This is a genomic window from Caballeronia sp. INML3B (genome assembly GCF_023631305.1).
Classification (GTDB): domain Bacteria; phylum Pseudomonadota; class Gammaproteobacteria; order Burkholderiales; family Burkholderiaceae; genus Caballeronia; species Caballeronia turbans.
In genome coordinates, this window is sequence record NZ_JALQDI010000003.1 from 1 (window position 1) to 15283 (window position 15283).

Here is a 15283-nt window from a genome sequence, read left to right on the forward strand (position 1 = left end):
ACCAACAATATACGGTAACCAACCCCGCCTAACCATACTAACGAGGCTGGGGGGGTGGGGTTCAAAGTAATATGTCCCGGTAAAAAAAAAAAAAAAAAACCCCCCCCCCCCCCCCCACCCCCCCCGCCCCCCCGCGTCGCGTTTTTGACCGCGCTAAAGACGGTGAAAGTGGCGCGGACCAGAGTGATCGCGCGGCGCGTCTGGCGCAAGCGCGCGCTCTGCTGAAACAGGCAACCGAGCAGCCGAAGGCGCGTCCCACTGATCGCGCGCCGCAGCCCGCCGAGCCTGCAAGCAAACCGTCCGAACCCGAGCCCATTCCCTTCACGGATCCGTTCGAAGACGCCGATCCTTTCGAGCCCTTCGAACAGTGCGTGCCTTGCGAAGGACCGCACGCCGAATCGGCCGAGCCGGTCTACAGCCGCTCCAGTCAGCGCACTCGAAAGACTTCGGCTACCGAAGTCGGCAATTCCAAACGCCCGCAACGCTCCCTGAAGGGGCGCGCGCTCGCGTTTCTCTCGCGGCGCGAATACAGCCGCGCGGAGTTGTCGCGCAAACTGCGCCCGTACGTCGACGAGGCCGATTCGCTCGAATCCCTTCTCGACGGCCTCGAGCGCGACGGCTGGCTGTCGAATGAGCGCTTTGTCGAAAGCGTCGTGCATCGGCGGGCGTCGCGCATGGGCGGCAGCAGGATCATCGAGGAGTTGAAGCGTCACGCCGTCGGCGATGCGCTCATCAGCGAAACCGCCGACAAGCTCGCGCAATCCGAGACCGCGCGCGCCCGGGCCGTTTGGGAGAAGAAATACGGCATGCCGCCCGAGACGCCTGCCGAGCGCGCCAAGCAGGCCCGTTTCCTGGCCGCGCGGGGTTTTTCGAGCGACACGATCGGCAAGATCCTGAAAGGCGGCGAGGAAGACTGGAGCGAAGAGATCGTCGACGACTGAGCGCCGTCCATCTCCTGCGAACCGCACGCGCGTTTCATTCGTCACGCGTATGCCCGGCTCCAAATACCCAATATGCTAAAATTCCACGGTTTTCCCCGTACCGGCTCACTTTCAGCATGCCTCTCTCGCCTCCCGCTCCCCGACAATTGCGCCATCGTCGCGCGATTCGGCTGGAAGCGTTCGAGCGTGACGATGGCCTGTGGGATATCGAAGCCTGTCTAACCGATGAGAAGCCGCGCGACTTTCGCCTCGCGACGGGCGTCCGGCCACACGGCCTGCCGATCCATGAACTCTGGCTGCGCATCACCATCGACCGCAAGCTCACCATCGTCGACGTCGAAGCATCGTCGGACTGGTCGCCCTATGGCGGTCTGTGCGCCGAGTCCAATCCGGTTTATCGCAAGCTCATCGGGCTCAATCTGCTCCAAAGTTTTCGCCGCGAAGCCAACAAGCTGCTGCGCGGCGCGGCCGGCTGCACGCATCTCACCGAATTGTGCGGCGTTTTGCCGACCGCAGCCATTCAGGCATTCGCCGGCGACGTCTGGAAGATCGAGAACGGCAATCCGTTCAATCAATCCGACGCAGTTCATTCCTCCACGACCGCAGCGCGGGACGAGCCGCCGTTTCAGCTCGGCCGATGCCACGCATTGCGCTTCGACGGTCCCGCAGTCAAGGAGTATTACCCGCGCTGGTTCGGTCACGCACCCGCCGGGCAAACGGATACCGGCACAACGGTACAGGACAGGCCGGAGACAAAGTCCGCCTCGTAGCGCGCAGGCGGCGCTTGCGCGTACGCACGGAATTCAAACAAGAATCGAAGAAGATCAGCGGTTCAAACACATAGAAGTTCACTCCAACTCTCAGACTGAAGGAATCACGCATGAAGATTCACGAGTACCAGGGTAAGGAAATCCTGCGGAAATTCGGCGTCGCGGTCCCGCGCGGCAAACCCGTGTTCTCGGTGGATGATGCGGTCAAGGCCGCGGAAGAGCTGGGCGGCCCGGTTTGGGTCGTCAAGGCGCAGATTCACGCCGGCGGCCGCGGTAAGGGCGGCGGCGTGAAGGTCGCGAAGTCGATCGAGCAGGTCCGCGAGTACGCGAACCAGATCCTCGGCATGCAGCTCGTCACCCACCAGACCGGCCCCGAAGGCCAGAAGGTGAATCGCCTCCTGATCGAAGAAGGCGCGGACATCAAGAAGGAACTGTACGTCGGCCTCGTGCTCGACCGCGTTTCGCAGAAGGTCGTCGTGATGGCGTCGAGCGAAGGCGGCATGGACATCGAAGAAGTCGCGGAAAAGACGCCCGAGCTGCTGCACAAGTTCGCCGTCGAGCCGTCGACGGGTCTGCAGGACGCAGACGCGGATGACCTCGCACGCAAGATCGGCATCCCCGACGCATCGATCCCGCAAGCGCGCGCGATCCTGCAAGGCCTGTACAAGGCGTTCTACGAAACCGATGCATCGCTCGCGGAAATCAACCCGCTGATCGTGACCGGCGAAGGCAAGGTCATCGCGCTCGACGCCAAGTTCAACTTCGATTCGAATGCGCTCTTCCGTCACCCGGAAATCGTCGCGTACCGCGATCTGGACGAAGAAGATCCGGCTGAAGTCGAAGCGTCGAAGTTCGACCTTGCGTACATCTCGCTCGACGGCAACATCGGCTGCCTCGTGAACGGCGCGGGTCTGGCGATGGCGACGATGGACACCATCAAGCTGTTCGGCGGCGAGCCGGCCAACTTCCTCGACGTCGGCGGCGGCGCGACGACGGAGAAGGTGACCGAAGCGTTCAAGCTGATGCTGAAGAATCCGAACCTGAAGGCGATTCTCGTGAACATCTTCGGCGGCATCATGCGCTGCGACGTGATCGCGGAAGGCGTGATCGCGGCGTCGAAGGCAGTGCATCTGCAAGTGCCGCTCGTCGTGCGCATGAAGGGCACGAACGAAGACCTCGGCAAGAAGATGCTGGCTGATTCGGGCTTGCCGATCATCTCGGCGGACAGCATGGAAGAAGCCGCGCAGAAGGTCGTCGCGGCAGCCGAAGGCAAGTAAGCGCGTTTTCGCTTACCGAGCCTAAGAGAGCGTTCCACCAGATACGAATGGCGGCGCCGGGCGCGAGCCTGAGCGACGCCAAACGAACAGAGGTCACTACATGTCGATTCTGATCAACAAAGACACGAAGGTCATCACGCAGGGCATCACCGGCAAGACCGGCCAGTTCCACACGCGGGCGTGCCGCGAATACGCGAACGGCCGCGAAGCGTACGTCGCGGGCGTGAACCCGAAGAAGGCCGGAGAGGACTTCGAAGGCATTCCTATCTATGCGTCCGTCAAGGAAGCGAAGGCTGAAACGGGCGCGACCGTTTCGGTGATCTACGTGCCGCCCGCAGGCGCAGCCGCTGCGATCTGGGAAGCCGTCGAGGCCGATCTCGATCTCGCGATCTGCATCACGGAAGGCATTCCGGTTCGCGACATGCTCGAGATCAAGGACCGCATGCGCCGCGAAAACCGCAAGACGCTGCTGCTCGGACCGAACTGCCCCGGCACGATCACGCCGGACGAGCTGAAGATCGGCATCATGCCGGGTCACATCCACAAGAAGGGCCGCATCGGCGTGGTGTCGCGTTCGGGCACGCTGACGTATGAAGCAGTCGGTCAGTTGACGGCGCTCGGCCTCGGCCAGTCGTCGGCGGTCGGTATCGGCGGCGATCCGATCAACGGTCTCAAGCACATCGACGTGATGAAGATGTTCAACGACGATCCGGAGACGGACGCCGTCATCATGATCGGCGAGATCGGCGGTCCGGACGAAGCGAATGCCGCTTACTGGATCAAAGACAACATGAAGAAGCCGGTCGTCGGCTTCATCGCGGGCGTGACGGCGCCCCCGGGCAAGCGCATGGGCCACGCTGGCGCGCTGATCTCGGGCGGGGCGGACACGGCGGACGCCAAGCTGGAAATCATGGACGCGTGCGGCATCAAGGTCACGAAGAATCCGTCGGAGATGGCGCGTCTGCTGAAGTCGGTTCTCTGAAATCGAGCGGGCAAATTACGCGAGGGTTTGGTACTCTTACTGATTCCTTTCGTATAAAGCCGATCAAAAGCGAGGGAGCGTTGCTTCCTCGCTTTTTCATTTCGGCGCCTGCTTTCTCTTTGCTACATGCTCGAATTCTTCTCAACGCTTCATTGGGGCGCGGTCGTTCAGATCATCGTGATCGACATTCTGCTCGGCGGCGATAACGCCGTCGTGATCGCGCTCGCTTGCCGCAACCTCCCCGATCAGCAGCGCACGCGCGGCATCGTGCTCGGTACGCTCGGCGCGATCATCCTGCGCGTCGTGCTGATTGCGTTCGCCGTGATGTTGCTCGACGTTCCGTTCCTCAAGTTCGTGGGCGGCATGCTGCTTTTGTGGATCGGCGTGAAGTTGATGCAGCCGGATCACGACGAGCATCAGATCACCGCATCGGACCGTCTGTGGGCGGCGGTGAAGACGATCATCATCGCGGATGCCGTGATGAGCCTCGACAACGTGATCGCGATCGCCGGCGCGGCCGAAGCCGCCGATCCGCGTCATCGGCTCGCATTGGTGATCTTCGGGCTGATCGTGAGCATTCCGCTCATCGTGTGGGGCAGCACGCTGGTGTTGAAGCTGCTCGACCGCTTCCCGGTCGTCGTGCTGCTCGGAGCGGGCCTGCTCGGATGGATCGCGGGCGGGCTCATCATCGACGATCCGTTCATCGACCGATGGCCCGCGCTCAACACCGAACTCGCCGGCTATACGGCACGCGCCGCCGGCGCGTTGTTCGTCCTTGCGCTGGGCTGGCTGCTCAAGCGCCGCGCGCTCGCCGAGGGCAATCGCGCGGCTGGCTGAGCACACGTCCGCGAAATTGCCTAGGCCGTTCGGCCGACTGTCGCCCGTTGCGCTCCCTCAATACGATCGAAGCGTCCTGACCGCATCGCGCGGCAGGGCGCTTTCTTGTTTTCTTGGAGCAGCAATGACGACGATGGCTTGTAGTTTGGGCGCGCCGTGCGAACGGCGCGCAGGGTGGTTCGGGAGGCGCGCGCAAGAAGTGCTGACGCGCGGCTTCACGTTGATCGAACTGATGATCGTGCTCGCGATCGTCGGCGTGGTCGCGGCGTATGCGATACCCGCTTACCAGGATTATCTGGCGCGAAGCCGCGTGGGCGAGGGCATCACGCTCGCCGCGGCCGCGCGGCTCGCGGTCGCTGAGAACGCGGCGAGCGGCGCGGACCTCGCGGGCGGGTTTTCGTCGCCGCCGGGCACGCGCAACGTCGAGTCCATTCACGTCGACAGCGACACCGGGCAGATTACGATCGCCTACACGACGCGCGTCGCGCCCGCGGGTTCGAACACGCTCGTGCTCGTACCCTCGACGCCCGATAACGCCGATACCCCGACCGCGCGCGTCGCGTTGAGCCGCGGCGTGGTGCAGGCAGGCTCGGTGACATGGGAATGCTTCGCGGCCGCAAAGACGGACTCGTCGCTGCCCGCGCCGGGCGCCGGTCCGTTGCCGACGCAAGCGCCGACGCTCCGGGCGAACCTCGCCCCGCCGGAGTGCCGCGCGTAAGCGGTGCGAAAGTTCGGCACGAGAGGTAAGCGCGGCGGCAGGATTTACGGCGCCGCCGCGTCTTTGCGACGTCGTTTTTGCACGATAAGCAGCGATTTCGTTGCAATTCCGGCCGTTCGACGGACAGCGGGGGCAAAGTTTTGTATAGTGCGCCGGTTGGTGCGACACGCACGCTCGTGTCCGTATGCCCCACGTTACGGGGCATCGACTAGAGGGTTATTGAATCGGCCTCGGCCGGATCACCATGCCCTCCACAGGCGGCCCCCTTGTGGGCCGCAATTTAGGCAGTAGACGTGCTGTTTGTGAGCACGGTTTCTTTTAGTGAAAGCGGGACCCGGAGTAGTTTGCCGGATACCGCATTGCATTGACCTGATTACCGTCAGGTCCCGCCCAGTCAGCGGCTTCCTCTCCGCCGACAGGGCGGAATGATGTGTGCATTTCCTGCGCCACTAGGCGACGGAGTCGCTAGCCGATACGAGCGAAAGCTCGGTGTGTCATTGTTTTGCCTCACCTGCAGTCTGGGCGAGGAAGTGAACCTGCTGTACGACCAGCAGTAGCCTAGGAAGACATGCGTCACTGGCAACGGTGGGGTGTGAAGCTCTTCTGACAACGTAGCCCCTGGACGTTTCGGGCAGACCGGTTCCGCGAGGAACGATCTGGAGACTCCCAGCAGCAAGGGGGTTGAGGAGCTAGGCTGGCTGATAAGGTTAACGTACGTGAACTGCTGATAAACCTCGTAAGCACTGAGGAGCCAAAGCTGCTTGAACATCGGGCTCTAACCAAAAGGTACGTGGCTGGTTAATCCGCTCAACCGTCGGATTACGTCGTCATCAAGCCACCGGGGAAGAGGCAGAACCTACGTCAGTCGTGTGACATGCCGGGAACGTGGTAAGCCTGTATGGTTGCCAGTGCTGTACTGCTGGCAGGCGAACCGTAAGGGACGCTGTTGATTGTGCAGGTATGGGAGGACGGAAAAAGCGAATGCTGGGCTGTAATGGTTCGGATAGGGGCTTAGACATCGCCCCACGCGAAAGCGGGCAGACTTCCGTCTGGTCTACCGTCGTAAGACGGCTGACTACCCTCTGTAACTTGGTGAGGTACGGGCGCATGCGCTCGTACTGAGGTGTTTGATCGAGATATGGGTGCATGCGCCCATATTGAGGTGTTTGTTGTTCCCCAGCGGGGTGTGTCTTCCCGCTGGGGAAGATGCGCCTCCTGCCGGGGATCTAATCCAAGGTAGGAGAGCAGCATGAAAGTATCCAGTCGAAAGACCGGATCTGCGCTTTCCCACGCGCCGGATAACTGGTACGCCGTCGATTGGCGTCGGGTTGAACGGAACGTGAGAGGGATGCAGATCCGAATTGCGAAGGCGACGCGGGAAGGCGACTGGCGCAGGGTGAAAGCCTTGCAACGGATGCTTACCCGCACGTTGTCCGCAAAGTTGTACGCGGTACGACGTGTTACGCAGAACCAGGGTGCGCGAACGGCTGGAGTCGATCGCGAACTGTGGGATTCGCCTGAAAGCCGATGGCGTGCCGTCGGCAGGTTAAAGCGGCGTGGATACAGGCCTCTGCCTTTACGGAGAGTCTTTATCCCCAAAGCCAATGGAAAGGAGCGCCCTTTGGGCATCCCAACCATGCGGGACAGGGCGATGCAAGCCCTGTATTTGCTGGCTTTGGAGCCGGCGTCGGAGTCGACGAGCGATCCGAACTCGTATGGGTTCAGGTTAAACCGCTCGACGGCCGACGCCATGTCCCAGATTTTCGTTGTCATGGCCCGGCGCAGTTCATCGCAATGGGTGCTCGAAGCGGATATCAAGGGGTGCTTTGACCACATCAACCACGACTGGCTGGAACGACATGTCCCGATGGATAGGGAAGTCCTTCGGAAGTGGTTGAAGGCTGGCCTGATTTACAAGGGGCAGCTACAGGCGACTGAGGCCGGTACGCCGCAGGGAGGCATCATCTCCCCGACGCTGGCAAACGTGACGCTGAACGGGCTGGAGCGTGAACTGATTGCGCACCTCGGTGCGAAATTCGGGATCGCAAAGGCAAAGAAGCTGAAAGTGAATGTGGTTCGATATGCGGATGACTTCGTGATCACCGGCGACTCGAAAGAGATTCTGGAAAACGAGGTCAGGCCTTGGGTGGAAGCATTCCTTGCTGTACGAGGCTTGCGACTGTCCGAGGCGAAAACGCGTATCACACACATTGACGAAGGCTTCGATTTCCTTGGGTGGAATTTCCGGAAGTACTCGGGGACACTGCTCATCAAGCCGAGCCGGAAGAATGTGCAGACGTTCTACCGAAAGGTGGCGGATACGATCAGCGGTCACAAGACGGTGAAACAGGCGGAACTGATCCGCCTGCTGAACCCGATGTTACGGGGCTGGGCGCAGTATCACAGCTCGGTGGTTGCCAAGCAGGCCTACAGCCGCATGGAGTCGCTGGTGTTTTTCCGACTCTGGCGGTGGTCGAAACGGCGGCATCCGAACAAGAACACCGATTGGGTGAAGCAGAAGTACTTTCACTCGACCGGTAGTCGAAATTGGGTGTTCGCTGTCCCGATAGTTCGGGACGATGGGAGTACGGGGTTGCTTGAGCTGTACCAACTCAGCGGTATGGAAATCAGGCGACACAAGAAGGTCAAGGGTGACTTCAATCCCTTTGATCCGCAGTGGGAGCAATACGGGGAGCAGTTGCGACAGATGCGCATGTGGGAATCAATGCGCTATCGCAAGCAATGGGCTTCGCTGTATATGTCACAGAGCGGGATGTGTGCGCACTGTGGTAGTGCCCTGACGGAAGAGACTGGCTGGCACGATCATCATCTTGAATACCGGATGCATGGCGGATCAGACGCTCTCTCCAACCGGGTTTTGCTCCATCCGGACTGCCACCGGCAGGTGCACGTTGGTAAACTTGTCGTAACTAAGCCGGCCCCGTCGTTGCAATGACGGGGCTTTGTATAAGAAATCTGTAGGCTCGAGCCGTATGCGGGGAAACTCGCACGTACGGTTCCTAGGGGGCTCCTCTTTCGCAAGGAGGGGGGGCTACCCTACCCGACGTTCCTTGCCCTCATGCCTTCCCACTACGCACGCTTTCTTTGTTTTGCTGTCCTGTGTCTTGCGTTGACGATTCCTTTCGCGGTCGTCAACCATACGTATCCGATTCCGACTTTCTACGCCGAATACAGCGCGCTCGCGCTCTATCTGGCGCTCGGCGCGACGGTTGCGCTGCTCGTGCGCGTATCGGAGCCCAAGGTGCCGTTCGCGTCGCCGGTCGTCGCGCTGATGCCGCTCGCGTTCGGCGTGCTGCTCGTCGCGCAGACGCTGTTGTTGCCGGTCGCTCAGCCATCGATGAACTGGCTCGGCGGCGCGTATCTGCTTGCATCGTTCGTCGCGGTGCATACGGGCTTCGGACTCGTGCGGGCAGGGCTTGCCGAGAAGACGCTGAGAATCGGCGCGGCGGCGCTGATGGTCGGCGGACTGTTCGCAGTCTTCTGCCAGATCGTGCAGTTGCTGCATCTCGAAGTGAAGTTCACGCCATTCGTGGTCGCGTACAACGTGATGGTCGAAAGGCGCCCCTTCGGCAATATGGCGCAGGCGAATCACCTCGCGACCGTGATCGCGTTCGCGCTGGCGGCGGCGTTGTATTTCGTGCAGGCGCGGCGGCTGCCGATCGTGTTGTGGCTGATTCTGTCGGCGGCTTACTCACTCGGGCTCGCGCTCACGGTGTCGCGCGGTCCGTGGCTGCAAACGGCGGTGATCGTCGTCGCCGGATTCTGGATGGCGTTCGTTATCGGGCGTCCGGTTGCGTCGGAGGGTTTCGACGGCCCGGGCCGGCGTGATGTGCGTGCGTGGATCGTCCCGATTCTGCTTGCAATCGTCTTCTTCGCCGTGAACGCGGCGGTGCGCTGGGCGAACGTGCGCTACGACTTCGGTCTTGCGCAATCGGCGGCGGAGCGCATGCAGGAAGCCAGTCAGATCGCGCCGCGCCTCGCGCTCTGGAAATACGGCTGGACGATGTTCAAGACGCATCCGTTGCTGGGCGTCGGCTGGGGCGAGTTTCCGCGCTATCAGTTCGATCTCGTCCGCGATCTCGGCGGTGTCGAGGTTGCGAATAATGCGCACGACATCTTCATCGACCTGCTCGCAAAAACGGGCGCGCTCGGGATGGCGATTCTCGTCGCGGGCATCGTGTTCTGGCTGATTCGCGTGCTGCGCGCGCCGCAGACGCCGGCGCGCATTTTCGCCCTGTCGCTGCTCGGCGTGCTGATGATGCACGCGCTCGTCGAGTATCCGCAGCAGTACATGTTCTTTCTCATGCCGGCGATGCTCGTCATCGGGCTGCTGGAGACGCGGCCGCTGCGCCTCGTCGCGCGTCCGCTGTCGTATGGCGTGTACGTCGTGCTCGTGCTCGGCGGGCTCGCAGCGCTCTATCCGACGATGCGTGACTACAACCGCGCCGAAGTGCTCTATTACGGATCGCGGCCGGCGGAGCAATATCGGGACGATCCGTCGTTCCTGTTCACGGCGTGGGGCGAATACGGTGCGGCGACGCTGTTGCCGATCAACGCGCAGAACGTCGAGGAGAAGCTCGCCGCGCATCGGAAGGCGATCGCGCTGTTGCCGGGCGAGACGGTGTTGCGCCGATACGCGGTGCTGCAGGCGCTTGCCGGACAGCGCGCCGAAGCGCTCGACACGATGGCGCGCCTGAAAATCTTCGCCACGCAGTTACACGACTGGCCGAAGCAGCTTGCGGCCGTCTACGATCTGGTCGACGAGGCGGGCAAGCCGCTGGCTTCCTTCAGGGCGGATCTGGTGAAGCTGTATGGGGTGCCGGCGCAGAGTCAGGAGTCTTCGGCGGACGACGACGAGGAGTGAGGCGGATCAGGGTGTCGGCGATGTGTGATCGTCCGCCACCCAATCGCCGGATTTTCCTCCGTGCTTCTCCATCACGCGCACGTTCGTGATGGTCATCCCCCGATCCACCGCCTTGCACATGTCATAAATGGTCAGGAGCCCGACCTGCACGGCGGTCAGCGCTTCCATCTCCACACCCGTGCGTCCGACCGTCTCCACACGCACTTCGCAATGCACGCCGGGCAGCGCCTCGTCGATCGTGAAATCCACCGCGACGCGCGTCAGCGCCAACGGATGACACAGCGGGATCAGATCGGCCGTGCGCTTCGCCCCCTGAATCGCGGCGATGCGCGCGACGCCGAGCACGTCGCCTTTTTTCGCGCGGCCTTCGCGGATCAGCGCGAGCGTGCCGTCGAGCATCGCGATCGAGCCGCGCGCCACGGCGACCCGCCGCGTTTCGTTCTTTGCGCCGACATCGACCATGTGCGCCTCGCCGGCGGCATCGAAATGGGTGAGTCCGGACATAGCGTCTCCTTCGAATGGGCGCCTATCATACCAGCGTGATTTCGCGCGGTTTTTCGCGAAAGGTCGCGCTCCGGCGCGACGCAGGGCCGACGCGGGACGCCCCCCGCGCAACACTTGATACGATAAGCTCGTTTCAGTTTTCGAGCCGACCATCGGCGCTTCGACCGTTTCGCGCCATGCATCCGACACGTCCGAGCCGCGTGCTCATCTCCCTGCTGTGTGTTGCCCTCGCCATGCCGCCCGCGGCGCTGGCGCAATCGAGTGCGCCTTCCGCGAGTTCGACCGGCACGCTCGCGGCCTCGCAACTGCGTTCATCGCAGGAAAACACTGTCAGCGACGTGCCAGCCAATGTCGCGGATGGCGTGTTCGGCGTATACGGCGGCGCGGAAAGCCGTTTCGCGAATCGTCCGGGCACGATGTCCGGCCTGCGCGCACCGCTCTCGTCGGTGCAGCTTCCGGATCTCGGCGATGGCTCTGGCGGCTCGCTCACCCCACAGGCCGAGCGCAAGGTCGGCGAGCGGATGATGCGTGAAGTGCGCGCCGATCCCGACTATCTCGACGACTGGCTGCTGCGGGATTACCTCGATTCGATCTCCTCGAAGCTCTCCGCGGCCGCAGCGACACAGTATCTCGGCGGCTATCGGCCGGATTTCGATCTTTTCGCCGTGCGCGATCCGCAGATCAACGCATTCTCGATGCCGGGCGGCTTCATCGGCGTGAATACGGGCTTGGTCGCCGCGACGCAGACCGAGTCGGAACTGGCGTCGGTGATCGGCCACGAAATGGGGCATGTGCTTCAGCGCCACATCGCGCGCATGCTCGGCACGCAGGAAAAGAGCACCTACGCGGCGCTCGCGGCGATGGTCGCCGGCATGCTCGCGGGGCTGCTCGCGCACAGCGGAGATCTGGGCATGGGCATCGCGATGGGCGGACAGGCGTTCGCCGTCGACAATCAACTGCGCTTCTCGCGCGCGGCCGAGCACGAGGCCGATCGCGTCGGGTTCCAGATGCTCGCCGCCGCCGGATACGATCCATACGCGATGGTGGCGTTCTTCGAGCGCCTCGACCGCGCGTCGATGGCCGATAACGGCGTGCCGCCCTACGTGCGCACGCATCCGCTCACGACCGATCGCATCGCCGACATGGAAGGCCGCGCGCGGCGCGTGCCGTACCGGCAGCCACGCCAATCGGCGGAATATGCGTTCGTGCGTGCCCGCGCGCGCGTGCTGCAGGTGAATTACGCGAGCGATTATCGCGAGGTCGCGAGCCGGCTCAAATCGGAAATCGAGGATCAGACGGCGCTCAATCCGGCATCGAACTGGTATGGAATTGCACTGGCGCAATCGTTGATGGGCAATTTCGATGCGGCCAACGACGCACTCGCCAAAGCACGCAAGCTGTTCGAGGGCGAGGAGGCGAGCGCGGCGGCATCGGCGCAGGTTCAGCAGGAGGATCGCGCGCATGCGCCGCAGGACGTGGCCGCGACCGCGCCGCCCGTGCCTTCGCGAAAGGGCGGCGCGCAGTCGCTGCGCAACGCCGATCCTTCGATGACCGCAACGCCGCTCGATCACGCACGCGCGGCGCTGAATCTCGGCCACGCACCGCAGCCCGATTCGACGCCGGCGACGGCGCCTCGCGCGAGCAGCGACATTGCGCTGGCGCCGGTTCACGTCGAAGGCCGAACGGCACCGGCGCCAAAACCGCAGCCCGCGCCGCAAGCATTACGCAGCACGCCGAGCCTCGACGTGCTCGCCGCTGACATCGCCCGCCGCGCGGGCCGCAACGACGACGCGATCCGCCTCGCGGACATCGCGCAGAAACGCTGGCCGGCGTCCCACGCGGCCAGCGACGTGCATCTGCAGGCGCTGCTTTCCGCACGCCGCTTCGCCGAAGCGCAGACGCTCGCACGCCGCGAAACGCGCGCCGAGCCGACGCGGCCCGACTGGTGGTTCTATCTCGCGCAGGCGAGCGCGGGTCTGAACGATCCGCTGCAACAACATCAGGCGATGGCGGAGAAGTTCGCGCTGGACGGCGCGTGGCTATCCGCGATCCGGCAACTGAAGGAAGCGCGCGATGTGAAGACCGCGAGCTTCTACGATCTTTCAACGATTTCCGCGCGCCTGCGCGATTTTGAAATGCGCTACAAGGAAGAGCGCGAGCTGGAGAAGAACGGCTAGGTCAGTCTTTCTTCGCGGCGGCGCGGTTTGCCGGACTCGCGACGAAGCCGAAACGCGTCGCGACGTCGGCGCGTGCGATCGGCTGCACGGGCAGATCGACGCCATCGCGCCAATGGAAAATGCCGCCCTTGCCCGCATCGTCGAGCGACGCGTGATTCGCGAACAGTTCGAGATCGTGGTCGTGCATGGCGGCCACGCGCGCCGGCGATGCGTCGTCGGAAAAGAGGATGCCGCCTTCGTCGTCGATGTACGCCTGCGCCGGCTCGAATGCCGCGCCGGCCTGATCCGTCAGGCGTAATACGCCGTCCGCCGCGTGCAGGCGCACGATCCACGGCGTGTAGGCCAGTTCCACATAGACGCGCTGCGGACCGTTCTGGAAGAACCACTGGCCGTCTGCATCGCTTTCGTAGTTGCGGTTGATGAAGCCCAGCAGCGCTTCATGCCGGATCGGCGTCCCGAGTTCGCCGGCAGCCTGGGCGGCGTCGTCGCGCATGCGCCACTGGCCGCGTCGGTCGAGCAGCAGCCAGCCCGTGCAGTGCGGAACGTTGGGCCATTTGGCGAGCGCCTGTTTGACGATTTCATCCATGATCGTTCACGAAACGAAGTTCTCCAGATAGCCGAACACACGCAGCGACAGCCAGTCGATCCGGCCGGGAAACGGCCCCGTCATGAAGCCGACGTGCCCGCCGTGGTTCGGCTGGTCGAGCGTGACTCGCTCGGACACTTCAGCAAGCGACGGCAGCGCGAACTCGGGCAGGAACGGATCGTTGCGCGCGTTCAGCAGCAGCGCGGGCACTTCGATGTGCTTCAGATGCGCGCGGGTGGTCGCCGTCGACCAATAGTGATCGGTGTCGCGAAAGCCGTGCAGCGGCGCCGTGACGACGTTGTCGAACTCGTACAGCGTGCGCGCCGCGAGCACGGCGTTGCGATCGTAAAGACCAGGATACTGGCCGAGCTTCGCGAGCGCCTTCTTCTTGAGCGATTTCAGGAAGCTGCGCGTATAGACCATGCCGAAGCCCTGCGAGATCGCGAGGCCGCCGGCGTGGACGTCGAGCGGCGCGGAGATGGCCGCGGCTGCGCTGACGATCGACGCATCCTTGCCGCTTTGGCATAGCCAGTGCAAAAGCACATTGCCGCCGAGCGAGACGCCCGCCGCGACGACCGGCCCGGGATGCGTCTGCGCGAGCCGACGCAGGATCCAGTCGACTTCTGCGCTATCCGCGAGATGGTAGAAGCGCGGCAGCAGGTTGAGCGGGCCGCTGCAACTGCGAAAATGCGGCACGACACCACGCCAGCCGCGCGCGCGGGCGGCGGCCATCATCGTGCGGGCGTAGTGCGAATCTGAATTGCCTTCGAGGCCGTGAAAGAGCACGAAGAGCGGGGCATTTGCGGCGGGTTCGTCGCCGGTTTCGTGCGCGAGGAAGTCGAGATCGATGAAATCGCCATCGGGCGTGTTCCAGCGCTCGCGCCGATAGCCCACATCGGGTTTTCGACCGAACAGGGCAGGGACGATGGTCTGTGCGTGGCTCGTCGGCAGCCAGCGCGGCGCGTTGTACAGCCATTCCGAGCCCGGCAGCCCCGGAACGCGCGCGGTTGCCTTCAGCGCGACGGCAGGCGCTTTGTCCACGAATGACGAATCGTGTTTCATCAACGGATCGCGCTTCATGGCCCCTCCCCGACAGACGTCTTCTTCAGCGCTTCAAATCTACCTTCAGTGCAGCGGCCCCTGGCCGTGACGCAGCCTGGCCGCGAACTGGCCCGCCGTGTCCGGCGGCATCTCGCTCGCGTGAATGTGCGCGATGCGCCACTCGCCGCGCTCGTGAACCATCACGTAGGTCGTGTAGATCATGCGCGGTACGCTCGCGGGCGCGGCCTGCTGGTGCGCCTCGGCGATCGCATAGACCACCGTGCCTAAGCTGTCGTACACGCGGATATCGAGCGGCTCGATGGTCACCGCCTGCGTTTCGAATTGCTTGCCGAGACCGGCGCGGATGCTTTCCAGCCCGTGCAGATGCGTGCCGTCCGCGCAGACGCAGGTGGCGAACTCCTCGTCGATCCACAACGACATGACACTGTCGATGCTGTTGTCCGCGACCGCCTGATAGTAAGCGTTGAGAGTATCGGCTGCGGCTTCGAAGAGGCGGGCGAAACGTGGCATGGCTCGTGGGTCTCTGGCATTCGGTGCTCGGCGC

13 protein-coding genes are annotated in these 15283 nt (G+C 63.2%); 9 read left to right on the plus strand and 4 right to left on the minus strand.

The window, feature by feature from the left end; translation table 11 throughout:
- Positions 1-200: 200 nt before the first annotated feature.
- The 8 genes from recX to NCS58_RS03295 all read left to right on the plus strand — a co-directional run bounded on the left by recX (position 201) and on the right by NCS58_RS03295 (position 10410).
- Positions 201-941, plus strand: coding sequence for a recombination regulator RecX (gene recX / locus NCS58_RS03260; RefSeq protein ID WP_250537979.1), 741 nt, complete (start codon positions 201-203; stop codon positions 939-941).
- Between the two features lie 80 nt (positions 942-1021).
- A complete protein-coding gene (locus NCS58_RS03265; RefSeq protein ID WP_409241522.1) occupies positions 1022-1711 on the plus strand; it encodes a DUF2889 domain-containing protein in 690 nt (229 codons plus the stop codon).
- 95 nt (positions 1712-1806) lie between these two features.
- Complete coding sequence (sucC, locus tag NCS58_RS03270) at positions 1807-2988, plus strand: ADP-forming succinate--CoA ligase subunit beta (protein ID WP_311394659.1); 1182 nt, start codon at positions 1807-1809, stop codon at positions 2986-2988.
- A 100-nt stretch (positions 2989-3088) separates the two neighbouring features.
- Positions 3089-3970: a succinate--CoA ligase subunit alpha gene (gene sucD, locus NCS58_RS03275; RefSeq protein ID WP_008351350.1), complete on the plus strand. Its 882-nt coding sequence runs from the start codon at positions 3089-3091 to the stop codon at positions 3968-3970.
- Positions 3971-4096: 126 nt separating this feature from the next.
- Positions 4097-4807, plus strand: coding sequence for a TerC family protein (locus NCS58_RS03280; RefSeq protein ID WP_061117710.1), 711 nt, complete (start codon positions 4097-4099; stop codon positions 4805-4807).
- 124 nt (positions 4808-4931) lie between these two features.
- Entirely contained in the window at positions 4932-5525 is a 594-nt protein-coding gene (locus NCS58_RS03285) for a pilin (RefSeq protein ID WP_284502120.1), read from the plus strand.
- Positions 5526-6774: 1249 nt separating this feature from the next.
- Positions 6775-8481: a group II intron reverse transcriptase/maturase gene (ltrA, locus tag NCS58_RS03290; RefSeq protein WP_250489867.1), complete on the plus strand. Its 1707-nt coding sequence runs from the start codon at positions 6775-6777 to the stop codon at positions 8479-8481.
- Between the two features lie 123 nt (positions 8482-8604).
- Positions 8605-10410 carry a PglL family O-oligosaccharyltransferase gene (locus NCS58_RS03295; protein ID WP_250537843.1) on the plus strand — a complete coding sequence of 602 codons (1806 nt, stop codon included), beginning with the start codon at positions 8605-8607 and terminating at the stop codon, positions 10408-10410.
- Positions 10411-10416: 6 nt separating this feature from the next.
- Here the strand turns inward: NCS58_RS03295 and moaC are convergent, their stop codons facing one another.
- Positions 10417-10914: a cyclic pyranopterin monophosphate synthase MoaC gene (moaC, locus tag NCS58_RS03300; protein WP_061117708.1), complete on the minus strand. Its 498-nt coding sequence runs from the start codon at positions 10912-10914 to the stop codon at positions 10417-10419.
- Positions 10915-11090: 176 nt separating this feature from the next.
- Between moaC and NCS58_RS03305 the strand changes: the two genes are divergently transcribed.
- Entirely contained in the window at positions 11091-13091 is a 2001-nt protein-coding gene (locus tag NCS58_RS03305) for a M48 family metalloprotease (RefSeq protein WP_250537844.1), read from the plus strand.
- Between the two features lies 1 nt (position 13092).
- Here NCS58_RS03305 and NCS58_RS03310 read toward each other — a convergent pair whose 3' ends face one another.
- Genes NCS58_RS03310 through NCS58_RS03320 form a run of 3 tightly spaced genes read right to left on the minus strand, consistent with a single transcriptional unit; the run spans position 13093 to position 15249 of the window.
- Positions 13093-13677: a DUF2946 family protein gene (locus tag NCS58_RS03310; RefSeq protein ID WP_061117706.1), complete on the minus strand. Its 585-nt coding sequence runs from the start codon at positions 13675-13677 to the stop codon at positions 13093-13095.
- 6 nt (positions 13678-13683) lie between these two features.
- Positions 13684-14757, minus strand: coding sequence for a YheT family hydrolase (locus NCS58_RS03315; RefSeq protein ID WP_061117705.1), 1074 nt, complete (start codon positions 14755-14757; stop codon positions 13684-13686).
- A 45-nt stretch (positions 14758-14802) separates the two neighbouring features.
- Positions 14803-15249: a nuclear transport factor 2 family protein gene (locus NCS58_RS03320; protein ID WP_061117704.1), complete on the minus strand. Its 447-nt coding sequence runs from the start codon at positions 15247-15249 to the stop codon at positions 14803-14805.
- Positions 15250-15283 lie beyond the last annotated feature (34 nt).